At 40.3% G+C, this 15,967-nt stretch carries 15 protein-coding genes and 1 riboswitch; of the genes, 7 read left to right on the top strand and 8 right to left on the bottom strand.

What is annotated here, in order from left to right; genetic code table 11:
* Positions 1–32 precede the first annotated feature (32 nt).
* The 7 genes from B2906_RS05860 (at position 33) to dprA (ending at position 6,431) form a co-directional block, all read left to right on the top strand.
* Positions 33–416 carry an STAS domain-containing protein gene (locus tag B2906_RS05860; RefSeq protein WP_091650162.1) on the top strand — a complete coding sequence of 128 codons (384 nt, stop codon included), beginning with the start codon at positions 33–35 and terminating at the stop codon, positions 414–416.
* Positions 413–1,333, top strand: a complete 921-nt coding sequence (locus B2906_RS05865; protein ID WP_219959058.1) for a ribonuclease Z — start codon at positions 413–415, stop codon at positions 1,331–1,333. Before B2906_RS05860 ends, B2906_RS05865 begins: the two co-directional genes overlap by 4 nt.
* Positions 1,330–2,121 (top strand): queuosine precursor transporter, encoded by a 792-nt coding sequence (locus B2906_RS05870; RefSeq protein WP_219959059.1) that lies wholly within the window; start codon positions 1,330–1,332, stop codon positions 2,119–2,121. Before B2906_RS05865 ends, B2906_RS05870 begins: the two co-directional genes overlap by 4 nt.
* A 229-nt stretch (positions 2,122–2,350) precedes the next feature.
* A complete protein-coding gene (locus B2906_RS05875; RefSeq protein WP_219959060.1) occupies positions 2,351–4,114 on the top strand; it encodes a DEAD/DEAH box helicase in 1,764 nt (587 codons plus the stop codon).
* 72 nt (positions 4,115–4,186) lie between these two features.
* Positions 4,187–4,891, top strand: a complete 705-nt coding sequence (locus B2906_RS05880; RefSeq protein WP_219959061.1) for a 16S rRNA (uracil(1498)-N(3))-methyltransferase — start codon at positions 4,187–4,189, stop codon at positions 4,889–4,891.
* An 87-nt stretch (positions 4,892–4,978) separates the two neighbouring features.
* A complete protein-coding gene (locus B2906_RS05885; RefSeq protein ID WP_219959062.1) occupies positions 4,979–5,332 on the top strand; it encodes a MerR family transcriptional regulator in 354 nt (117 codons plus the stop codon).
* On the top strand, positions 5,304–6,431 hold the full coding sequence (gene dprA / locus B2906_RS05890) for a DNA-processing protein DprA (protein WP_219959063.1): 1,128 nt from the start codon (positions 5,304–5,306) through the stop codon (positions 6,429–6,431). The genes B2906_RS05885 and dprA overlap by 29 nt, the downstream gene beginning before the upstream one ends.
* Before the next feature lie 2 nt (positions 6,432–6,433).
* On the opposite strand, the gene B2906_RS05895 is transcribed toward dprA, so the two are convergent.
* The 8 genes from B2906_RS05895 to B2906_RS05930 all read right to left on the bottom strand — a co-directional run bounded on the left by B2906_RS05895 (position 6,434) and on the right by B2906_RS05930 (position 15,961).
* Complete coding sequence (locus B2906_RS05895) at positions 6,434–6,985, bottom strand: PepSY domain-containing protein (RefSeq protein WP_219959064.1); 552 nt, start codon at positions 6,983–6,985, stop codon at positions 6,434–6,436.
* A gap of 3 nt (positions 6,986–6,988) precedes the next feature.
* Positions 6,989–7,840, bottom strand: a complete 852-nt coding sequence (locus B2906_RS05900; protein ID WP_091650139.1) for a hydroxymethylglutaryl-CoA lyase — start codon at positions 7,838–7,840, stop codon at positions 6,989–6,991.
* A 258-nt stretch (positions 7,841–8,098) separates the two neighbouring features.
* Positions 8,099–8,440, bottom strand: a complete 342-nt coding sequence (locus tag B2906_RS05905; protein WP_219959065.1) for a type II toxin-antitoxin system HicB family antitoxin — start codon at positions 8,438–8,440, stop codon at positions 8,099–8,101.
* Positions 8,441–8,852: 412 nt separating this feature from the next.
* Positions 8,853–9,584 carry an energy transducer TonB gene (locus B2906_RS05910; protein ID WP_286935924.1) on the bottom strand — a complete coding sequence of 244 codons (732 nt, stop codon included), beginning with the start codon at positions 9,582–9,584 and terminating at the stop codon, positions 8,853–8,855.
* 77 nt (positions 9,585–9,661) lie between these two features.
* Positions 9,662–10,615: a methylenetetrahydrofolate reductase [NAD(P)H] gene (metF, locus tag B2906_RS05915; protein ID WP_219959068.1), complete on the bottom strand. Its 954-nt coding sequence runs from the start codon at positions 10,613–10,615 to the stop codon at positions 9,662–9,664.
* The gene (metH, locus tag B2906_RS05920) at positions 10,612–13,329 is read right to left on the bottom strand and encodes a methionine synthase (RefSeq protein WP_219959069.1); all 2,718 of its coding nucleotides are present in this window, start codon (positions 13,327–13,329) and stop codon (positions 10,612–10,614) included. Before metH ends, metF begins: the two co-directional genes overlap by 4 nt.
* Positions 13,319–14,371 carry a homocysteine S-methyltransferase family protein gene (locus tag B2906_RS05925; RefSeq protein WP_219959431.1) on the bottom strand — a complete coding sequence of 351 codons (1,053 nt, stop codon included), beginning with the start codon at positions 14,369–14,371 and terminating at the stop codon, positions 13,319–13,321. Before B2906_RS05925 ends, metH begins: the two co-directional genes overlap by 11 nt.
* Positions 14,372–14,433: 62 nt before the next feature.
* Positions 14,434–14,533: riboswitch (SAM riboswitch) on the bottom strand.
* A 111-nt stretch (positions 14,534–14,644) separates the two neighbouring features.
* A complete protein-coding gene (locus B2906_RS05930) occupies positions 14,645–15,961 on the bottom strand; it encodes a hypothetical protein (RefSeq protein ID WP_286935925.1) in 1,317 nt (438 codons plus the stop codon).
* Between the last annotated feature and the right edge of the window lie 6 nt (positions 15,962–15,967).

The following is a 15,967-nucleotide window of genomic DNA, read 5'->3' on the forward strand; positions in this document are numbered from 1 at the left end:
CGGGATTACCACTTAAATACAATCGTCTAAATATGAAATACAGCATCGATAAAAAAGAACAATATGTGGTTTTCACTCCAATGGAGGAAAAACTGGATTCTATTCTTGCACCAGCCCTAAAATCTGAGCTATTGACAGTTCATGCTGAAGGCTATGAAAACTTGGTTTTGGACATGAGCCAGGTAAAATATGTAGATTCCAGCGGACTAAGTGCTCTTTTAGTTGGAGATCGTGAATTCAACAAAAACGGTGGAATTTTTATCATCTCCGGAGTTCAGGATCACGTGATGAAGCTATTGAAAATCTCCATGCTTGATAAGAAATTGAATCTAGTCAACTCATTGGAGGAAGCCAGTGAGGCTATTTTCATTCATGAAATCGAAAGCGGAGAGGAAGAAGAAGAGGAAGAAGATTGATCAAGGATTTTGAGGTAACGATTCTTGGAAACACCTCCTCTATTCCTGTACATGGTAGGAATCATACATCACAGGTGGTCCAAATTGGTCGGGAGTTAATTTTACTCGACTGCGGAGAAGGCACGCAGTTACAACTGAGAAGGTATAAGGTCAAAACCTCAAAAATCTCACACATATTTATTTCTCATTTGCATGGGGATCATTACCTTGGATTGATTGGATTGCTGTCCAGTTACAATTTATCCAAGCGTCTTGATCCCATTTTTCTTTTTGGCCCCAAAGGTCTGGATGAAATCATAACCACTCATTTCAGGTATAGTAATACTCAGCTTTCCTATCCTCTTCATTTTAAAGAGACTAATCCAGACAAAGGATTCAGTTTATTGACAGATCAAGCTAACTATCAGGTTTACAGCTTTCCACTCAAACATAGACTTCCGACTACAGGCTTTTTGATTCGGGAAAAAGCTGGATTTAGAAATCTGATCAAAGAAAAGCTGCAAAAGGAACATCTTCCCCTGGAAGCTATTCATTCTTTGAGAAAAGGTTTGGACTACATTGGAAGTGATGGGGCCTTTTACTCCGTCAGGGAATACTGTTATCCCCTAGCACCTTTGCGTTCATATGCCTTTTGCTCCGATACAATTTACAATCCCGATATCATCGAGTTTATCAAAGGAGTGAATCTATTATATCATGAATCAACTTTCATGGAGTCAGACGCAGCCAGAGCTGAAAAAACTTTCCACAGTACAGCAAAGCAAGCTGCAGAGATAGCAAAAGCTGCTCAAGTGAAACAGCTCTTATTAGGACACTTTTCTTCCAGATATGTAGACTTGGAACCCATGTTGGAAGAAGCCAAAACAGTATTTGAAAACTCCGTGTTAAGCTTGGAAGGTCAAACCTATACTTTATGAACAAAGCCAATAATTCCCGGAAGACTAACTTGTTTATGATTCTTGGCGGGATATTTCTCACCAATGCTATTCTTGCAGAGATTATTGGAGTTAAAATCTTTTCCGCTGAAAAGACCTTGGGTTTTTCTCCGGTTAATCTCAATATTTTTGGGGAGTATTTATTGGATTTTAATTTGACTGCGGGGGCGGTAATCTGGCCAGTGGTATTTATTACCACGGATATTATCAATGAGTATTTTGGCAAAAAGGGAGTAAAAAAGATCAGCTTTCTGACTGCAGGGTTAATTGCTTATTCATTTTTAGTAATTGGCTTGGTGACCATGCTGACTCCGGCAGATTTCTGGCTGGAAGTAAATGCAACAGATCCGGAGGGAAATGCTTTCAACATCAGTTATGCCTTCAACACCATTTTCAGACAAGGTCTTGGGATTATTGTTGGGTCCCTGACTGCCTTTTTATTGGGACAGCTGATTGATGTTTTTGTCTTCCAGAAGTTAAGGGCGATCACAGGGGCAAAAATGATATGGTTGAGAGCAACTGGATCTACCTTAGTGTCACAATTCATTGACTCTTTCGTGGTTTTGGGAATTGCTTTTTATGTATTTGGAAATTGGGACTTGTCCCAAGTGGCTGCTGTTGGCATTATCAATTACATCTATAAATTCACTGTAGCTGTGATTTTGACACCTCTACTTTACCTAGCCCACGGATTGATTGACAATTATTTGGGAGAAGAACTTTCACAGGAAATGATGAAAGAGGCATCTTCAGACAGGTCCTTTTTATAGTCTGGATAGCACTATGAAGCCAAACTTGCCAAATATTTTACTCCAAAATCATGTTAATTTTTAAGAATATTCTAAAAAGACTGAGAGTCCGTTAGGTTTACAAAATAATTACTATTACTTTTGCACCGTCAATAAGACATAGAACATTTTTCTGAGCCGTGAAATCCTTACTGTCGCTTGTCGTGGGATAATCACAAGGAGTACATGGCAAGAAAAGTAAGGAAACATCATGGAAAACAACACAAAATTCTCAGACCTGGGGATTTCAGCAGAAATCTTACGGGCAGTGGAAGAAATGGGCTATACCCAACCTTCCGAAATCCAAACTCAAGCCATTCCTTTCGTATTAGAAGGTCGTGACGTAATTGGTCAGGCTCAAACTGGTACTGGAAAAACCGCAGCTTTTGCTATTCCTATCATCGATTTGGTTGATCCGGAATACAACAGACCGCAGGCTATTATCCTTTGCCCTACCCGTGAACTTGCTGTTCAGGTTGAAGGCGAAATTCAAAAACTTGCCAAATTTCACAAAAGAATAAACTCTGTAGCCATCTACGGTGGTGAATCTATCGACAAGCAGATTCGCGTACTGAAAAAAGGCGTTCAGATTGTAGTAGGTACTCCAGGTAGAGTTCAAGATCACATCAACAGAGGCACATTGAAGCTGGAAGATGCTGGAATCATCGTTTTGGATGAGGCAGATGAAATGCTAGACATGGGCTTTAGGGATGATATCGAGGCGATCTTGCAGGAGATGCCAGAACAAAGACAGACTGTCTTCTTCTCAGCTACTATGGCTAAGCCTATTATGGACTTAACCAGAAAATATCAAACAGATCCACAAATCATCAAGGTCGCCAAAAAAGAACTGACCGTCGATAGAATCGAGCAGGTTTTTTATGAGGTGAAGCCTTCTTTGAAAATGGAATTGATGACTCGTCTAATGACAGTCAACAACTATGCACTTTCTGTGGTATTCTGTAATACTAAAAGAATGACCGATGAGGTTACTGAGTCTTTGGGTTCAAGAGGAATTCTAGCTGAAGCACTTCACGGAGATCTATCTCAAGCTCAGCGTGACAAAGTAATGGGCAAGTTCAGAAAAGGACTTTGTACTGTATTGGTTGCGACTGACGTAGCAGCAAGAGGTATTGATGTAGACAATGTTGAGGCAGTGTTCAACTTCGATCTTCCACTGGATGAGGAATACTACGTACACAGAATCGGAAGAACCGGTAGAGCTGGAAAATCAGGAACTGCTATCAACTTTGTAACTGGCAGAAGAGATTTCATGAAAATTCGTGACTTGGAGAAATTCACCAAGGCCACAATCGCAAAAATGGATCCTCCTTCAGTTTCTGACTTGATTGAGTTGAAAAAAGCTCAATTGGTGAAGGATGTTTACAGACATTTAAGCAAAGAAGAGGATAATCAAATTTTCGAAGCGACTATTGGCCAATTATTGGCTGAAGGTTTAAGCATGGACCAAATTGCTTTAGGATTACTAAAGATGACCATGGGAGATGCTGTGAAAGAAATGAGAGACCAAGACTTCGCGCTTCCTTCATTCAATGAAAGAAGAAGAGAAGGTGGACGTGACGGAGGTCGTGAAAGAGGAGAAAGAGGCGGAAGATTTGAAAGAGGTGGAAGTGACCGATTCGGACGTGGAGAAAGAGGCGAAGGCAGAAGAGAAAGACGTGAAGGTGGAAGAGACAGCAGAGATGGTGGAAGAAGACCTGAGCGAGTTCGTGATGCCAACATGGCCCGTCTATTCTTAAACCTAGGTAAAAAAGACAGAATCCGTCCTAATGATATCGTGGGAGCAATTGCAGGTGAAGCCGGCATCCCAGGCAGAAGCATTGGAGGAATTGACATATTTGACAACTTCTCTTTTGTGGACGTTCCACAGAAAGATGCTGATCATGTAATCCGCACTATGAAACACAACACTATCAAAGGGAAGTCCGTTAATATGGAAATCTCTAAAGGTTGAGTTTTTAGGTTATAAGGTTAATTGGTTAAAAGCACAATTTCTTCGGGAATTGTGTTTTTTTTGTAGGCAGATATGCAACTCTTTTTTCAACAAAATATAGCCCCTCCTACTATTTATCTGGAGTCTGAAGAATCAAAGCACCTCACCAAGGTTCTGAGAAAAAGAGTCGGTGATCAGGTTTTTGTCACCGATGGTGAAGGGAATTTATTTGAATGTACCATCACGGAGGCCAACCCTAAAAAAACCATTCTGCAGGTACTCCATCAGGAAACAATAGCAGAGGATGAGTTTCATATCCATTTGGTCATAGCGCCAACGAAAAGTCCTGACCGAATGGAATGGATGGTGGAAAAAATCACTGAGCTGGGTTTTCATGAATTGACTCTAATCAAGACGATGAATTCTGAAAGAAGCTTTCTGAAAACTGAAAGGCTGGAGAAAAAAATCATTGCTGCTTGTAAGCAAAGTCTAAAATTTAGGATTCCGAAACTCAACCCTTCCTGCTCTTTGGAGGATTTCTTTGCTGATCATATCCACAAAGACCATGAGAATTTCATTGCATATATAGACGAGGATCATGACAGGCATCTTTTTGATGCAGCCAGTAAAGGAAAGAGTTATTGCATCCTAATTGGACCGGAAGGAGATTTTGACCCTAAAGAAATAAAAAAGGCATTTGAATTCGGCTTCCAACCTGTATCGCTAGGAAAAAGCAGATTGAGAACAGAAACAGCCGGACTTGCAGCTGTCCAAATGCTTCAAATACTGAATCGATAATTTTTTCGTTTGAAAATCAATTAGCTCAAGTTTTACTTGAAGAGAAATCTATATTTTCACTAATTTAGAGTTTAAACCATTTTTGCTGTGCCGTACAAAGAGCGAGAAATAGAAAAGAAATATCATTCCATTGGTGAAGTTGCTCAGATGTTCAAAGTAGCTCCCTCATTGATCCGTTACTGGGAAGGAGAATTTGATATTATCCGCCCTAAAAAGGATAAAAAGGGAAACCGTCGCTACACCAAGGATGACATTCAGAAAATTCGCTACATTTTTCATTTAGTAAAAGAAAAAGGCTACACACTAGATGGTGCTCGTGAGGTTATAGCACAAGGAAAAGACAAAGGCTTCGACAAGGTAGAGGCCGTTCAGAAACTTCAGGAAATCAAAAACTTTTTAATCAATCTGAAAAATGAACTTCAAGGAAAAAACGACACCTGAGGAGTATAGGTATTTTTTAGCCTTATCATTGGCGCCAAAAATAGGACCGGGAGTATTCAAAGCAATTTTGGCTTATGCAGGATCTGCTCAGAATTTTTTCCAAATCCCTAAAGGAAAAGCAGCTAAAATTCCAAAAGTAGGCCCTAAGCTACTTGAATTACGCGAGCAAAAGGACACTTTACTCAGAGCAGCTGATCAACTCATTCAGAATTCTGAGAAGAAAAATATCCGGATTCTTACCCATTTGGATCCTGAGTTCCCACAAAGATTAAAAGCGCAAGAAGATGGACCCGTTGTACTATTCATCAAGGGAAACAGTACCCTGAATTTTGAGAGAACAGTAGGAATAGTCGGCACCAGAAATGCCACCGATTATGGGAAAAGTGTTACTCGAAAAATTATTGAGGATTTAGCTGTATATCAACCTGTTATAATATCTGGTTTAGCTTATGGCATTGATATAGAAGCTCATAGACTGAGCCTCAAAACAGACCTTCCCACCATTGGAGTATTAGGTTCTCCAATCGACCAGATTTATCCCGCTGTGCATAAAAGTACTGCCGAGCAAATGCTGGAAAAGGGAGCTTTGATCAGCGAGTACCCCTCAGGATCCAAAATGGCGCCGGGAAATTTCCCAGCGAGAAACCGGATTATTGCAGGACTCTCCGATGCCCTTATTGTGGTGGAAGCAGCAGAAAAAGGCGGAGCCTTGATCACCGCTGAAATAGCTTACAGCTATGATAAAGAAGTTTTTGCGGTACCGGGCAATTTGCAATCATCCTTCAGCGAAGGATGCAATCAATTAATTAAAAAGATGAAAGCATCCATTTATACAGGTCCGAATGATATTGCTGAAGCCTTATTTTGGACCAAACCAGGGGAGCAAAAAGTCAGCAAACCAAGTTTAGATTTGAGTTCCAGAAATGGTGAGGAGAAACTGATTTTAGAATTATTGCTGGACAAAAAGGAACTGGAAATAGACATGATATCCTATCAAACCGGTATACCTTTGGGATTATTATCATCCAAATTGCTGGAATTGGAATTTGAGGGAATCATTAAATCCTTACCTGGGAAAAAGTATAAAATTCAATACTAATCCTAACTTTTCAACCTTCTAATCAACTTTGGGTAATACCAAAGATAAAACCCGCTGATTGCCAGCAAAATCAATCCTAAAGAAACCAATGTTGAATAGGTCAACTTGGCTCCTTCATCTCCTGAAGTATAAAAGTCTATAATACTTCCGTCGTGAACTTTCTCTATCCAATCCGAATGTCGGATGTCTACTGATAATATTTCTCCCGAAAATCCATCGACCTGCACTTCTTTAAAGTGATTTTTGAAAGTCACTTTAGCTATGCCTTTATCTGGCCGAATATCTATTCTGTCTACTTCCTTGGACTCTCCTAGCCTTTCCATTTCTAGCTCGGCAATGGTAATCATCATTGCTGGAGAAATCCACTCTCCCTGATCTAAAAATTCACTTTTCTGTGTTGGAGGTAAAAGGTCTACCTTCTTTTTCCAGGCCAAGAGAATGGAGGTAATTCCAATTATGAAAAAGAAAATAATCAATGGAACACCCATCCATTTATGAAGCACCCTCAGCCATCTCAGGGCTTTGACTTTACTTTGAATTAATGGAGTACTCATTACTTAGGACTGGAAAACATAATTAGCCAACTTCATGGATTCTCCCAACTCGGCTTTATTGAGGTTCAAGGAGTGCCCCTCTCCTTCCAGAGTTTCTATCATGACTTCGGTAGCCATATTTCCAACCAAGTCATCATTTGCCATAGGACAGCCGCCAAATCCCTTTAACGCCCCATCGAATCGCTTGCATCCTCCTGCCAATCCAGCAATTACCTTTTCAGCTATACTTTCTCTTCTACTGTGCAAATGAGCACCGAATTCTATATGGGGAAAGGCTTGAATTTGCACTTCAAATAGATTTTTAATCAATTCATTATCAGCTACTCCTACTGTATCACTTAAAGATATTATTTTGACTTCAAGGTCATCTAGTTTTTGAACAAACTCCGCCACTAATTCCGGAGAATAAGGATCACCGTAGGGATTCCCAAAACCCATACTCAAGTAGACTACCAATTCTTTCCCCTTGGTTTGACAAAGGTTTTGAACGGTTTCTACTGTTTCTAAAGCCTTAGAAATGGATGCATTGGTATTTCGCTGTTGAAAGGTTTCAGAAAGAGAAAGAGGAAATCCCAAGTAATCAATTTCAGGAAAATGAAAGGCATCTTCTGCTCCTCTAACATTTGCTATGATAGCTAAAAGTTTGGATTGGGATTTATGCAGATCCAACAAACTCAATACTTCCGCAGTATCCCTCATTTGGGGTATTGCTTTGGGACTTACAAAACTTCCAAAATCCACTGTATCAAAGCCTACTTCCAATAGCTGGTTGATGTAAGCCGCCTTGATTGCTGTATCCACAAAATCGGGCAGTCCCTGCATGGCATCCCGAGGACATTCGATCAATTTAATCATGCCCGAAGATAGGGAGAAATGAGAAAAAGAGGGAAAATTTGGGAAGAATGGTCAATTCTAACAGTCCTATTGGACACTAAGGAAATTAAAACACCTCCTTTGAAATCTTAATAAATTGTGTTTACTAATCGGGAATTAAAAGATATTATGGCATAACTACTACCAACTATTGTCAAAGATTACACCGAGCGCAAATGCTTCGTTCAAACAAGAAGCAGTATTCCAACTAGACAATCGCCCATTCATACAAAAAAATAATCAGGCGGGATCTTTTTCTACCCTATACCGAATCGCTTCAGCAACGAAGTTGTTCAATGAAGTCTTGGCCTCCATGGCCAATAATGCAGCCTTTTGATGTAATTTAGCCGGTATTCTTACATTGAAACTCCCTTTGAACGGCTTCTCAGGCGATATCCCCTTTTCCTTACAATGAGCCAGATAAGTATCAACCGCCTCTTTAAAATCCTCTTCCAGGTGTTTACCGGTTTCTCCTTCGTAAGAGATCAGACCCTTAATCCCCAACACTTTTCCATAGAGAAGACTATCCTGAGGACTGTATTCAATGCTGCCTGTATAACCTTTATATTCCAGATATTTCATAACTCCAATAGTTCTTTGATCTGTTTCATTTGATATTGCTTCATGATCCCGCTTGGATGTGGTTTATGGAGCATGATAGGAGCCCCACCCTCGTTCTCGAATTTAACCCTAGAACCAGGTTTTTCCTTTCTTTACTTCACTAAAACCGAAGTATCCAAGGAGTTTCACCATTTCATTATAATGGAAGTCAGATGGCATGCCCAAAAACCTAGCAATCAGTTTTTCCTTCTTAGACATAAACTCAAAGTAACTGTATTCAGTTGCAATTTACAAATTTTTAACTCAACTCTAACTAGTTAAACTCAGGGTTAAATAAGCATTGATTCCTCGAAGGGCCAACAGCTACTACAATAAAAAACTTGGATGAAGCAGAATAAGTTAAGTCTTCAAAAAATTGAAAGCATAACCTGTATTAACTCAACTTAAATCGAATTGGAATTTTCATTTCTGAAGGAACTGGAATCCCATTGATTTTTTTTGGATTCCAGTTTTCTGGATAAATAAGAAGTATCCTCAAGGCTTCTGCAGCCAAGGCTGGATGAACCTGTTCTGGATTTGCAACCTGTGGATTAACAATAGCTCCTTCCTCATCCAAATCAAAGGCTAAAATAACCGTACCTTCAGCCCGTTCAGACCTTGCTTCTACCGGGTATTGCAAGTTCGCTACCAAAAAATTATTCCAGCTTTTCTTTCCTCCTTTTGGTTCAGGGTCTTCAATTAAGGGTTTGTCAATGACCACTCCATCCACACCATAATAGGTTTCTGATAAGATTTCCATCGAGGAACTAATTATTTCACTTTTAAGGCTACCATCTTCATAATAGTTGGTCTCTTTAAACTCGTCCTTCGCGTAATCAATACGCTTATTGAATTTCATTTCTCCATTGGGATAATATCCCAAAATTCGTTCACTGATTTTTTCTCCATTCTCGTCAGTCAAAACTGTAGAATGCTCAACCTTTACTGTATCCAAATTATATGTAAAGCTTTGAATCACCCCGTTTTTTTGGGTAGTGACTTTAATAAATTCAGCTGGATAGGCGTTGAGATCCACTATAGGATACCCAAAACTATTTAGGTATACAACTTCCTGCCCTAAGCAAATTATACATTGGGATAAAAAGAGAAATAAAAATCGAGACATCATAATTGGTTTTCCACTAAAAAAATAAAAGCTATTAGAAATACAAAATCTAATAGCCTTTTTTGTCAGAAATGGTCTTAAAACACCTCCTTCGCAATCTTATAAGTCGCATCTGCCTTACTCATAGTATAAAAGTGGAGACTCGGCACATCCGCTGCTACCAGTTCCTTGCATTGCTGAATGGCCCACTCTATACCCACTTCTTTCACTTCTCCATTGGTCTTGCACTTTTCCAATTCGTCCATCAAAGCATCTGGTAAGTCCAAGAAGAAAGTTCGAGGAAGCATGGTAATCTGGCCTATGGTCGTGATGGGCTTGATTCCCGGAATGATGGGAACTGTTATCCCCGCCGCTCTTACGTCTTCCACAAATTTGAAATACTTCTCATTGTCAAAGAACATCTGAGTCACGATGTATTCAGCACCTTTCTCGACTTTTTCTTTCAGATACTTCAAATCAAATTTCATGGAAGGCGCCTCAAAATGCTTTTCAGGATAGCCTGCAACTCCTACACAGAAATCAGTATGGAAACTGGTTTCTGTTTCTTCATGCAAATATTTCCCCTGATTCATTCGGATAATCTGCTCTACCAACTCACTGGCAAAATGATGGCCGTCATTTTCTGGAACAAATCTTCCTTCAGTTTTGGGTGCATCGCCTCTTAAAGCCAATACATTTTCCACCCCGATGAAATTGAGGTCTATCAGTGCATTTTCAGTTTCTTCTCGGGTAAAACCTCCACAGAGCAAGTGAGGAACAGCATCTACCTGAAATCTATTCATAATTGCTGCACAGATTCCAACCGTTCCCGGCCGCTTTTTGGTACTGATCTTTTCCAACAGGCCGTTGGGATGCTTTTTATAAATAAACTCCTCACGATGATAAGTCACATCAACAAAGGGGGGCTTAAAGTCCATCAAAGGAGCGATTCCTTCCAACAATTCTTTCAAACTTTGTCCCTTCAATGGCGGTAAAATCTCAAAAGAAAACAGCGTAGATTTCGCGTTTTTCAGGTGTTCGGTAATCTTCATACAGTCTGATTCACAAGTAATTTAGCAGGCGTATAGGCCAAATTGGGTGATAATAATCTTTCGGCATCTTCTAGGCTGATGCCTTTTCTCTTCGCATAACTCTCCACTTGATCTTGGGCGATTTTTCCTAAGCCGAAATACTTCGCATCTGGATGGGCAAAATAAAACCCTGAAACAGAACTAGTCGGATACATGGCATAACTTGAAGTCAAAGTGATTCCAATGGCTTTTTCCATTTCCAATAGGCTGGCGATAGTTTCCTTTTCAGAATGCTCTGGACAGGCTGGATAGCCGGGTGCAGGTCGGATTCCTGTATATTCTTCTCGGATCAAGGAATCGTTTTCCAAATTCTCCTCAGGCGCATAGCCCCAATAGTTTTTTCGGACTTGCTCATGTAAATACTCGGCTGCTGCTTCTGCCAATCTATCCGCTAAGGCCTTAAACAAAATATCATTGTAATCATCCCCGGCTTTTTGAAATTCTGCCAATTTAGACTCCATTCCCAATCCAGAAGTTACTGCAAAACAACCCATGTAATCCACCTTTTCGGGATGCAGGTAATCAGCTAAAGAACGGTTTGGAACCCCTTTTCCTTTTTTACCTTGCTGTCTCAAAAAGTGAAATTGACCCAGAGTCAAACCTTTCTTTTCAGGACTGAATACAACCGCATCATCTCCTTTTCTCTGAACAGGAAACAGTCCAAAAACACCTTTTGCAGTCAACCATTTTTCATCAATCAACTGATCCAACATTCTTTGGGCATCATTGAAAAGCTTTTTTGCTTCGCTACCCACGACTGGATCTTCAAGAATTTTAGGATACTTCCCGCTTAACATCCATGTACTGAAGAATGGGGTCCAGTCAATATATTTTCGGATTTCATTTAAATCCAAATCATCCAAAATTTGGGTTCCCAAAACCTTCGGTTCAATAGGTTCAAAAGCAGTCCAATCAATTTCCACAGGATTTTCCATAGCCTCTGAATAGGAAATCAATTGTTTGGCGGATTGTTTGGCCTCATGCTCTTCTCTCAATCGCTTGTAAGTTTCCTTGATATCTAGATGATATTGATCCCTAGTCTCCTCAGAAATGGATTCACCCGCAATAGGCACAGACTTACTTGCATCAGTTACATGGATCACCGTTCCGGAATACACAGGATCAATTTTTACAGCAGTATGAATTCTGGAAGTAGTGGCCCCACCTATCAGCAAAGGAATTTTCAATCCCTGGCGCTCCATTTCTGATGCCACATTGACCATTTCATCCAAAGAAGGAGTAATCAATCCACTCAATCCTATAATATCAACTTTATTTTTAATCGCTTCATCAATTATCTTTTGGGCATCTACCATCACTCCCAAATCAATGATTTGATAGCTATTACAAGCCAACACGACTCCTACGATATTTTTACCGATATCATGCACATCCCCTTTAACTGTTGCCAGCAAAATTTTCTTCAGGGAACTGTCCTCTTGACCTTCTTCCGGCAGTGGCATGAATGGCTCAAGATAGGCTACAGCCTTTTTCATCACTCTGGCAGACTTCACCACCTGGGGCAAAAACATCTTGCCTTCCCCAAAAAGATCTCCAACCACATTCATCCCGTCCATTAATGGGCCTTCAATGACTTTCAATGGGTTTTGAAGTAGCTGTCTGGCTTCCTCCGTATCTTCAATAATAAAATCGAGAATACCTTTTACCAAGGCATGCTCAATTCGCTTTGCCACAGGATCAGAACGCCAAGCTTCATTCACTACCTCTTTTTTGCCAGAAGATTTGACAGTGTCTGCAAACTCCAAGAGCCTTTCGGTAGCATCTTCTTTTCTATCAAAAAAGACATCCTCAACCCGCTCCAATAAGTCTTTAGGAATATCATCATAGACTTCCAGCATGGTAGGGTTGACGATACCCATATCCATTCCATGATGAATCGCATGATAAAGAAAAGCTGCATGCATAGCTTCTCTCACTCGGTCATTTCCTCTAAATGAAAAAGATACATTACTAACCCCGCCACTTACTTTTGCTCCGGGCAGATTTTCTTTGATCCATTTGGTAGCAAGGAAAAAGTCCAGGGCATTTTTTCTATGCTCTTCCATCCCTGTTGCAACCGGGAATATATTGGGATCAAAAATGATGTCCTGAGGATTAAATCGTACCCTATCCACCAAAATCCTATAACTCCGCTCACAAATCTGAATTCTCCTCTCATAGGTATCCGCCTGACCTTTTTCGTCGAATGCCATTACTACTACCGCGGCTCCAAATTTCTTGATGGTTTTGGCTTGATGGATGAATTCTTCCTCCCCGTTTTTGAGAGATATCGAATTTACAATTCCTTTGCCCTGAACGCACTTCAAACCAGCCAAAATGATACTCCACTTGGAACTGTCAATCATTATAGGAATTCGGCTGATTTCGGGTTCTGAAGCGATTAGGTTCAAAAACTTAACCATTGCCGCTTCTCCATCCAGCATTCCTTCATCCATACAAACGTCCAGAACCTGAGCTCCTCCACGTACCTGATCTAATGCTACCTCCAAGGCCTCATCATAATTCCCATTCAAAATCAAACGGGCAAATTTCTTGGAGCCTGTCACATTGGTTCTTTCTCCAATGTTGACAAAATTCAGGTTGGGTGTAAATACTAAAGGCTCAAGGCCTGATAATTTCAAATAGTCATTCATTGCCTGCTCCTCAATCTTCATTTTCCGCTAATTCCTTTTTTCCGATTTTTCTTGGCTCAAAACCATCCGCTAGTTTTGCCAATTCCCGGATATGGTCTGGGGTGGTTCCGCAGCAACCTCCCAAAATATTCAACATGCCTTCCTGCAAAAACTCTTTGACTTGTGCGGCCATCTCCTGTGCATTTTGATCATACGCACCAAATTCATTAGGCAAGCCCGCATTGGGATAGGCTGATACAAAAAATGGGGCTTTGTTTGCCAAAACTTTCAAATAAGGTCTTAACTCTTTGGCACCTAAAGCGCAGTTTAATCCTACTGAAAGTAGAGGAACATGCGATACGGAAATCAGAAAAGCCTCTGTAGTTTGCCCTGAAAGAGTTCTTCCTGAGGCATCGGTGATAGTTCCAGAGATCATGATAGGAATACCTCCCTCAAGCGGGTCTAATGGTATATTTCTTTCTTCAAACACCTCTTGAATTGCATACAGCGCTGCTTTTGCATTCAAAGTATCGAATATTGTTTCCACTAATAAAATATCTGAACCTCCGTCCAGTAATCCTCTCACTTGCTCGGCATAAGCTTCCGCCAGTTGATCAAAATTTATTGCCCTATATCCCGGATCATTCACGTCCGGAGAAATGGATGCGGTTCTATTGGTGGGGCCCATGGCTCCTGCTACAAATCTTGGTTTTTGAGGATTTTGAGAAGTAAATTCTTCAGCAACTTCTCTGGCTAATTTTGCAGATTGAAAATTGATCTCATATGCTAAATGGGATAAATCATAATCAGCCTGAGCTATACTGGTGCCTGAGAAAGTATTGGTCTCAATGATATCCGCTCCAACCCCAAGATATTCAGCATGAATTGCCTTGATAATATCTGGTCTACTAAGAGAAAGTAAATCATTATTTCCCTTTAGAGATTTTGGGTGGTTTTTGAGACTTTCGGTGCGGAAATCCTCTTCTGTTAACTGGTATCTTTGAATCATGGTACCCATAGCTCCATCAAGGATTAAGATCCTATCTTGAATTGCCTGAAGCAGGGTTTCCGTTCTATTTTGCATCATTCTATTAAGTTTAAAAAGCTAATCGAGCAAAACCACGGAGCAAAGTAAAAATACTTTTCCGCTCATCTTTTTCCGGCATTTCCGGAACGGGAGTTAGCACCTTGATTACAGGTTGCTAAGACGTCGTAGGGCCCTTCCCTCGGTCTTTCTCGATAAGCAACTCAAATGTACTAGCTATTTGGCAATAAAACACCGCTATCGTTGGATTTTTAAAACTTTTCGCCCTCTTTTTTTAAGATTCGGCAAGTGAAAATGCGATTACTCTAAAATTTAAGGTCTTACCCCTATTCCAAAAGTCAAATAAGGGGCTGACATGTAAGAAGCCATATCCAACTCACCTAGTCTATAATTTGCCAATGCAAGTTCATATCCGGCAGATGCGGTAAACACAAGGTCAACCAACTTCCTTTTGGTCATTGGAATTCCATACTCTAAAAACACTTCGGGTTTACCCATCAAACCAGAATTTCTCAAATACCCGTCAAACTTTCTCCGCTCAAATAATTCTGGAAAGTCCGGCTTATTTCTCTGCGCTAAGGTGTATCGTATATTTCCAAAGCCCAATCCGGCCAAAGCTCCAAATCCAAAATTTTTGTATTGAATAACTTTATATCCCAAATTTCCATACACTCTCAAACTGTTGAGAGAATGAGATTGTGTCTCGCTTGCACTACCATTCATGGCTAAGTTATAAACGTCTACTCCATAAAGCATGCGTTCGGATTCACCTTTAATCTTAATCCCCAAATTGGAAGGCCTGCCATCTAAGGGATCATAGCCAGCTTCTTCCAAAACCTCATTAAAAGTATCTGGACTTGTGAAATGAACCCCAGAAATCAGGTGAAGCCCAATTGAGGCATCTTTATAAAAGAAGTTTCTATCTGGAATGGAAATACCTGCTCCTAGTCTAAGAAATGCACCACTTTGAGCATTATCGAAAGACATCCCATTTAGCTCCCATTTTCCTTCAAATGGGCTAAATGCGTATCCTGCTTTCGCAATGATGGAAAGTGCTTCTCTCCTGCCGGGAAGATCAAAGTCGTAGGTCATATGGAAGCCTATTTCTGTTAAAAAGTTCCCATAGTATTTTGATCCTTTTTGGATATCATTTTCACGAATAATAAATCCCTGCTTTGGGTCAGCCAGAAACTCTTCCAAACTGGAAGGCCTTTCGGATGGAAGCATTTGAAAATTCAAATAACCCATACCCAAAGACATGTAGTGTATTAGCTGAAATTTGGATTCCTCGGTAAAAGCATATCCCACATTGAGTAAAACTCTGGAAGTCCGGTATCCCAATTTAAAGCCATCCAAATCACTGTTTGCACCACGATTGTGATAAAGCTCAAGTCCAATCACGAAATCATTTATTCTGCTTTGATAGCCTAATCCTAAGGTTCTATATCTATTTCTCAAGCCTGTTAAACCTCTATCTTCCAGCATTTGGTCAAATTGATTCAATTTGGCTCCACTGGTACCTACCACGGTATACATTGTGGTTCGCTTGGATAGAAGTTGCTGAGAAAAAGCATAGCCAGAACCAAAGAAGAAAACTATTGCAAAGCTTATTCTAAAAAAAAGGGACATGAGTAA

The sequence above is a fragment of the Algoriphagus sp. UBA3586 genome, from assembly GCF_002376385.1.
Lineage (GTDB): Bacteria > Bacteroidota > Bacteroidia > Cytophagales > Cyclobacteriaceae > Algoriphagus > Algoriphagus ornithinivorans.

Excerpts from the sequence above, each read along its gene's own strand:
- B2906_RS05870 (WP_219959059.1), top strand. The coding sequence starts at position 1,330 with ATGAACAAAGCCAATAATTCCCGGAAGACTAACTTGTTTATGATTCTT.
- B2906_RS05895 (WP_219959064.1), bottom strand. The coding sequence starts at position 6,985 with ATGAGTACTCCATTAATTCAAAGTAAAGTCAAAGCCCTGAGATGGCTG.
- metF (WP_219959068.1), bottom strand. The coding sequence starts at position 10,615 with ATGAAGATTACCGAACACCTGAAAAACGCGAAATCTACGCTGTTTTCT.
- metH (WP_219959069.1), bottom strand. The coding sequence starts at position 13,329 with ATGAAGATTGAGGAGCAGGCAATGAATGACTATTTGAAATTATCAGGC.
- B2906_RS05905 (WP_219959065.1), bottom strand. The coding sequence starts at position 8,440 with ATGAAATATCTGGAATATAAAGGTTATACAGGCAGCATTGAATACAGT.
- B2906_RS05900 (WP_091650139.1), bottom strand. The coding sequence starts at position 7,840 with ATGATTAAATTGATCGAATGTCCTCGGGATGCCATGCAGGGACTGCCC.
- B2906_RS05875 (WP_219959060.1), top strand. The coding sequence starts at position 2,351 with ATGGAAAACAACACAAAATTCTCAGACCTGGGGATTTCAGCAGAAATC.
- B2906_RS05930 (WP_286935925.1), bottom strand. The coding sequence starts at position 15,961 with ATGTCCCTTTTTTTTAGAATAAGCTTTGCAATAGTTTTCTTCTTTGGT.
- B2906_RS05925 (WP_219959431.1), bottom strand. The coding sequence starts at position 14,371 with ATGCAAAATAGAACGGAAACCCTGCTTCAGGCAATTCAAGATAGGATC.
- B2906_RS05910 (WP_286935924.1), bottom strand. The coding sequence starts at position 9,584 with ATGTCTCGATTTTTATTTCTCTTTTTATCCCAATGTATAATTTGCTTA.
- B2906_RS05880 (WP_219959061.1), top strand. The coding sequence starts at position 4,187 with ATGCAACTCTTTTTTCAACAAAATATAGCCCCTCCTACTATTTATCTG.
- dprA (WP_219959063.1), top strand. The coding sequence starts at position 5,304 with ATGAACTTCAAGGAAAAAACGACACCTGAGGAGTATAGGTATTTTTTA.
- B2906_RS05860 (WP_091650162.1), top strand. The coding sequence starts at position 33 with ATGAAATACAGCATCGATAAAAAAGAACAATATGTGGTTTTCACTCCA.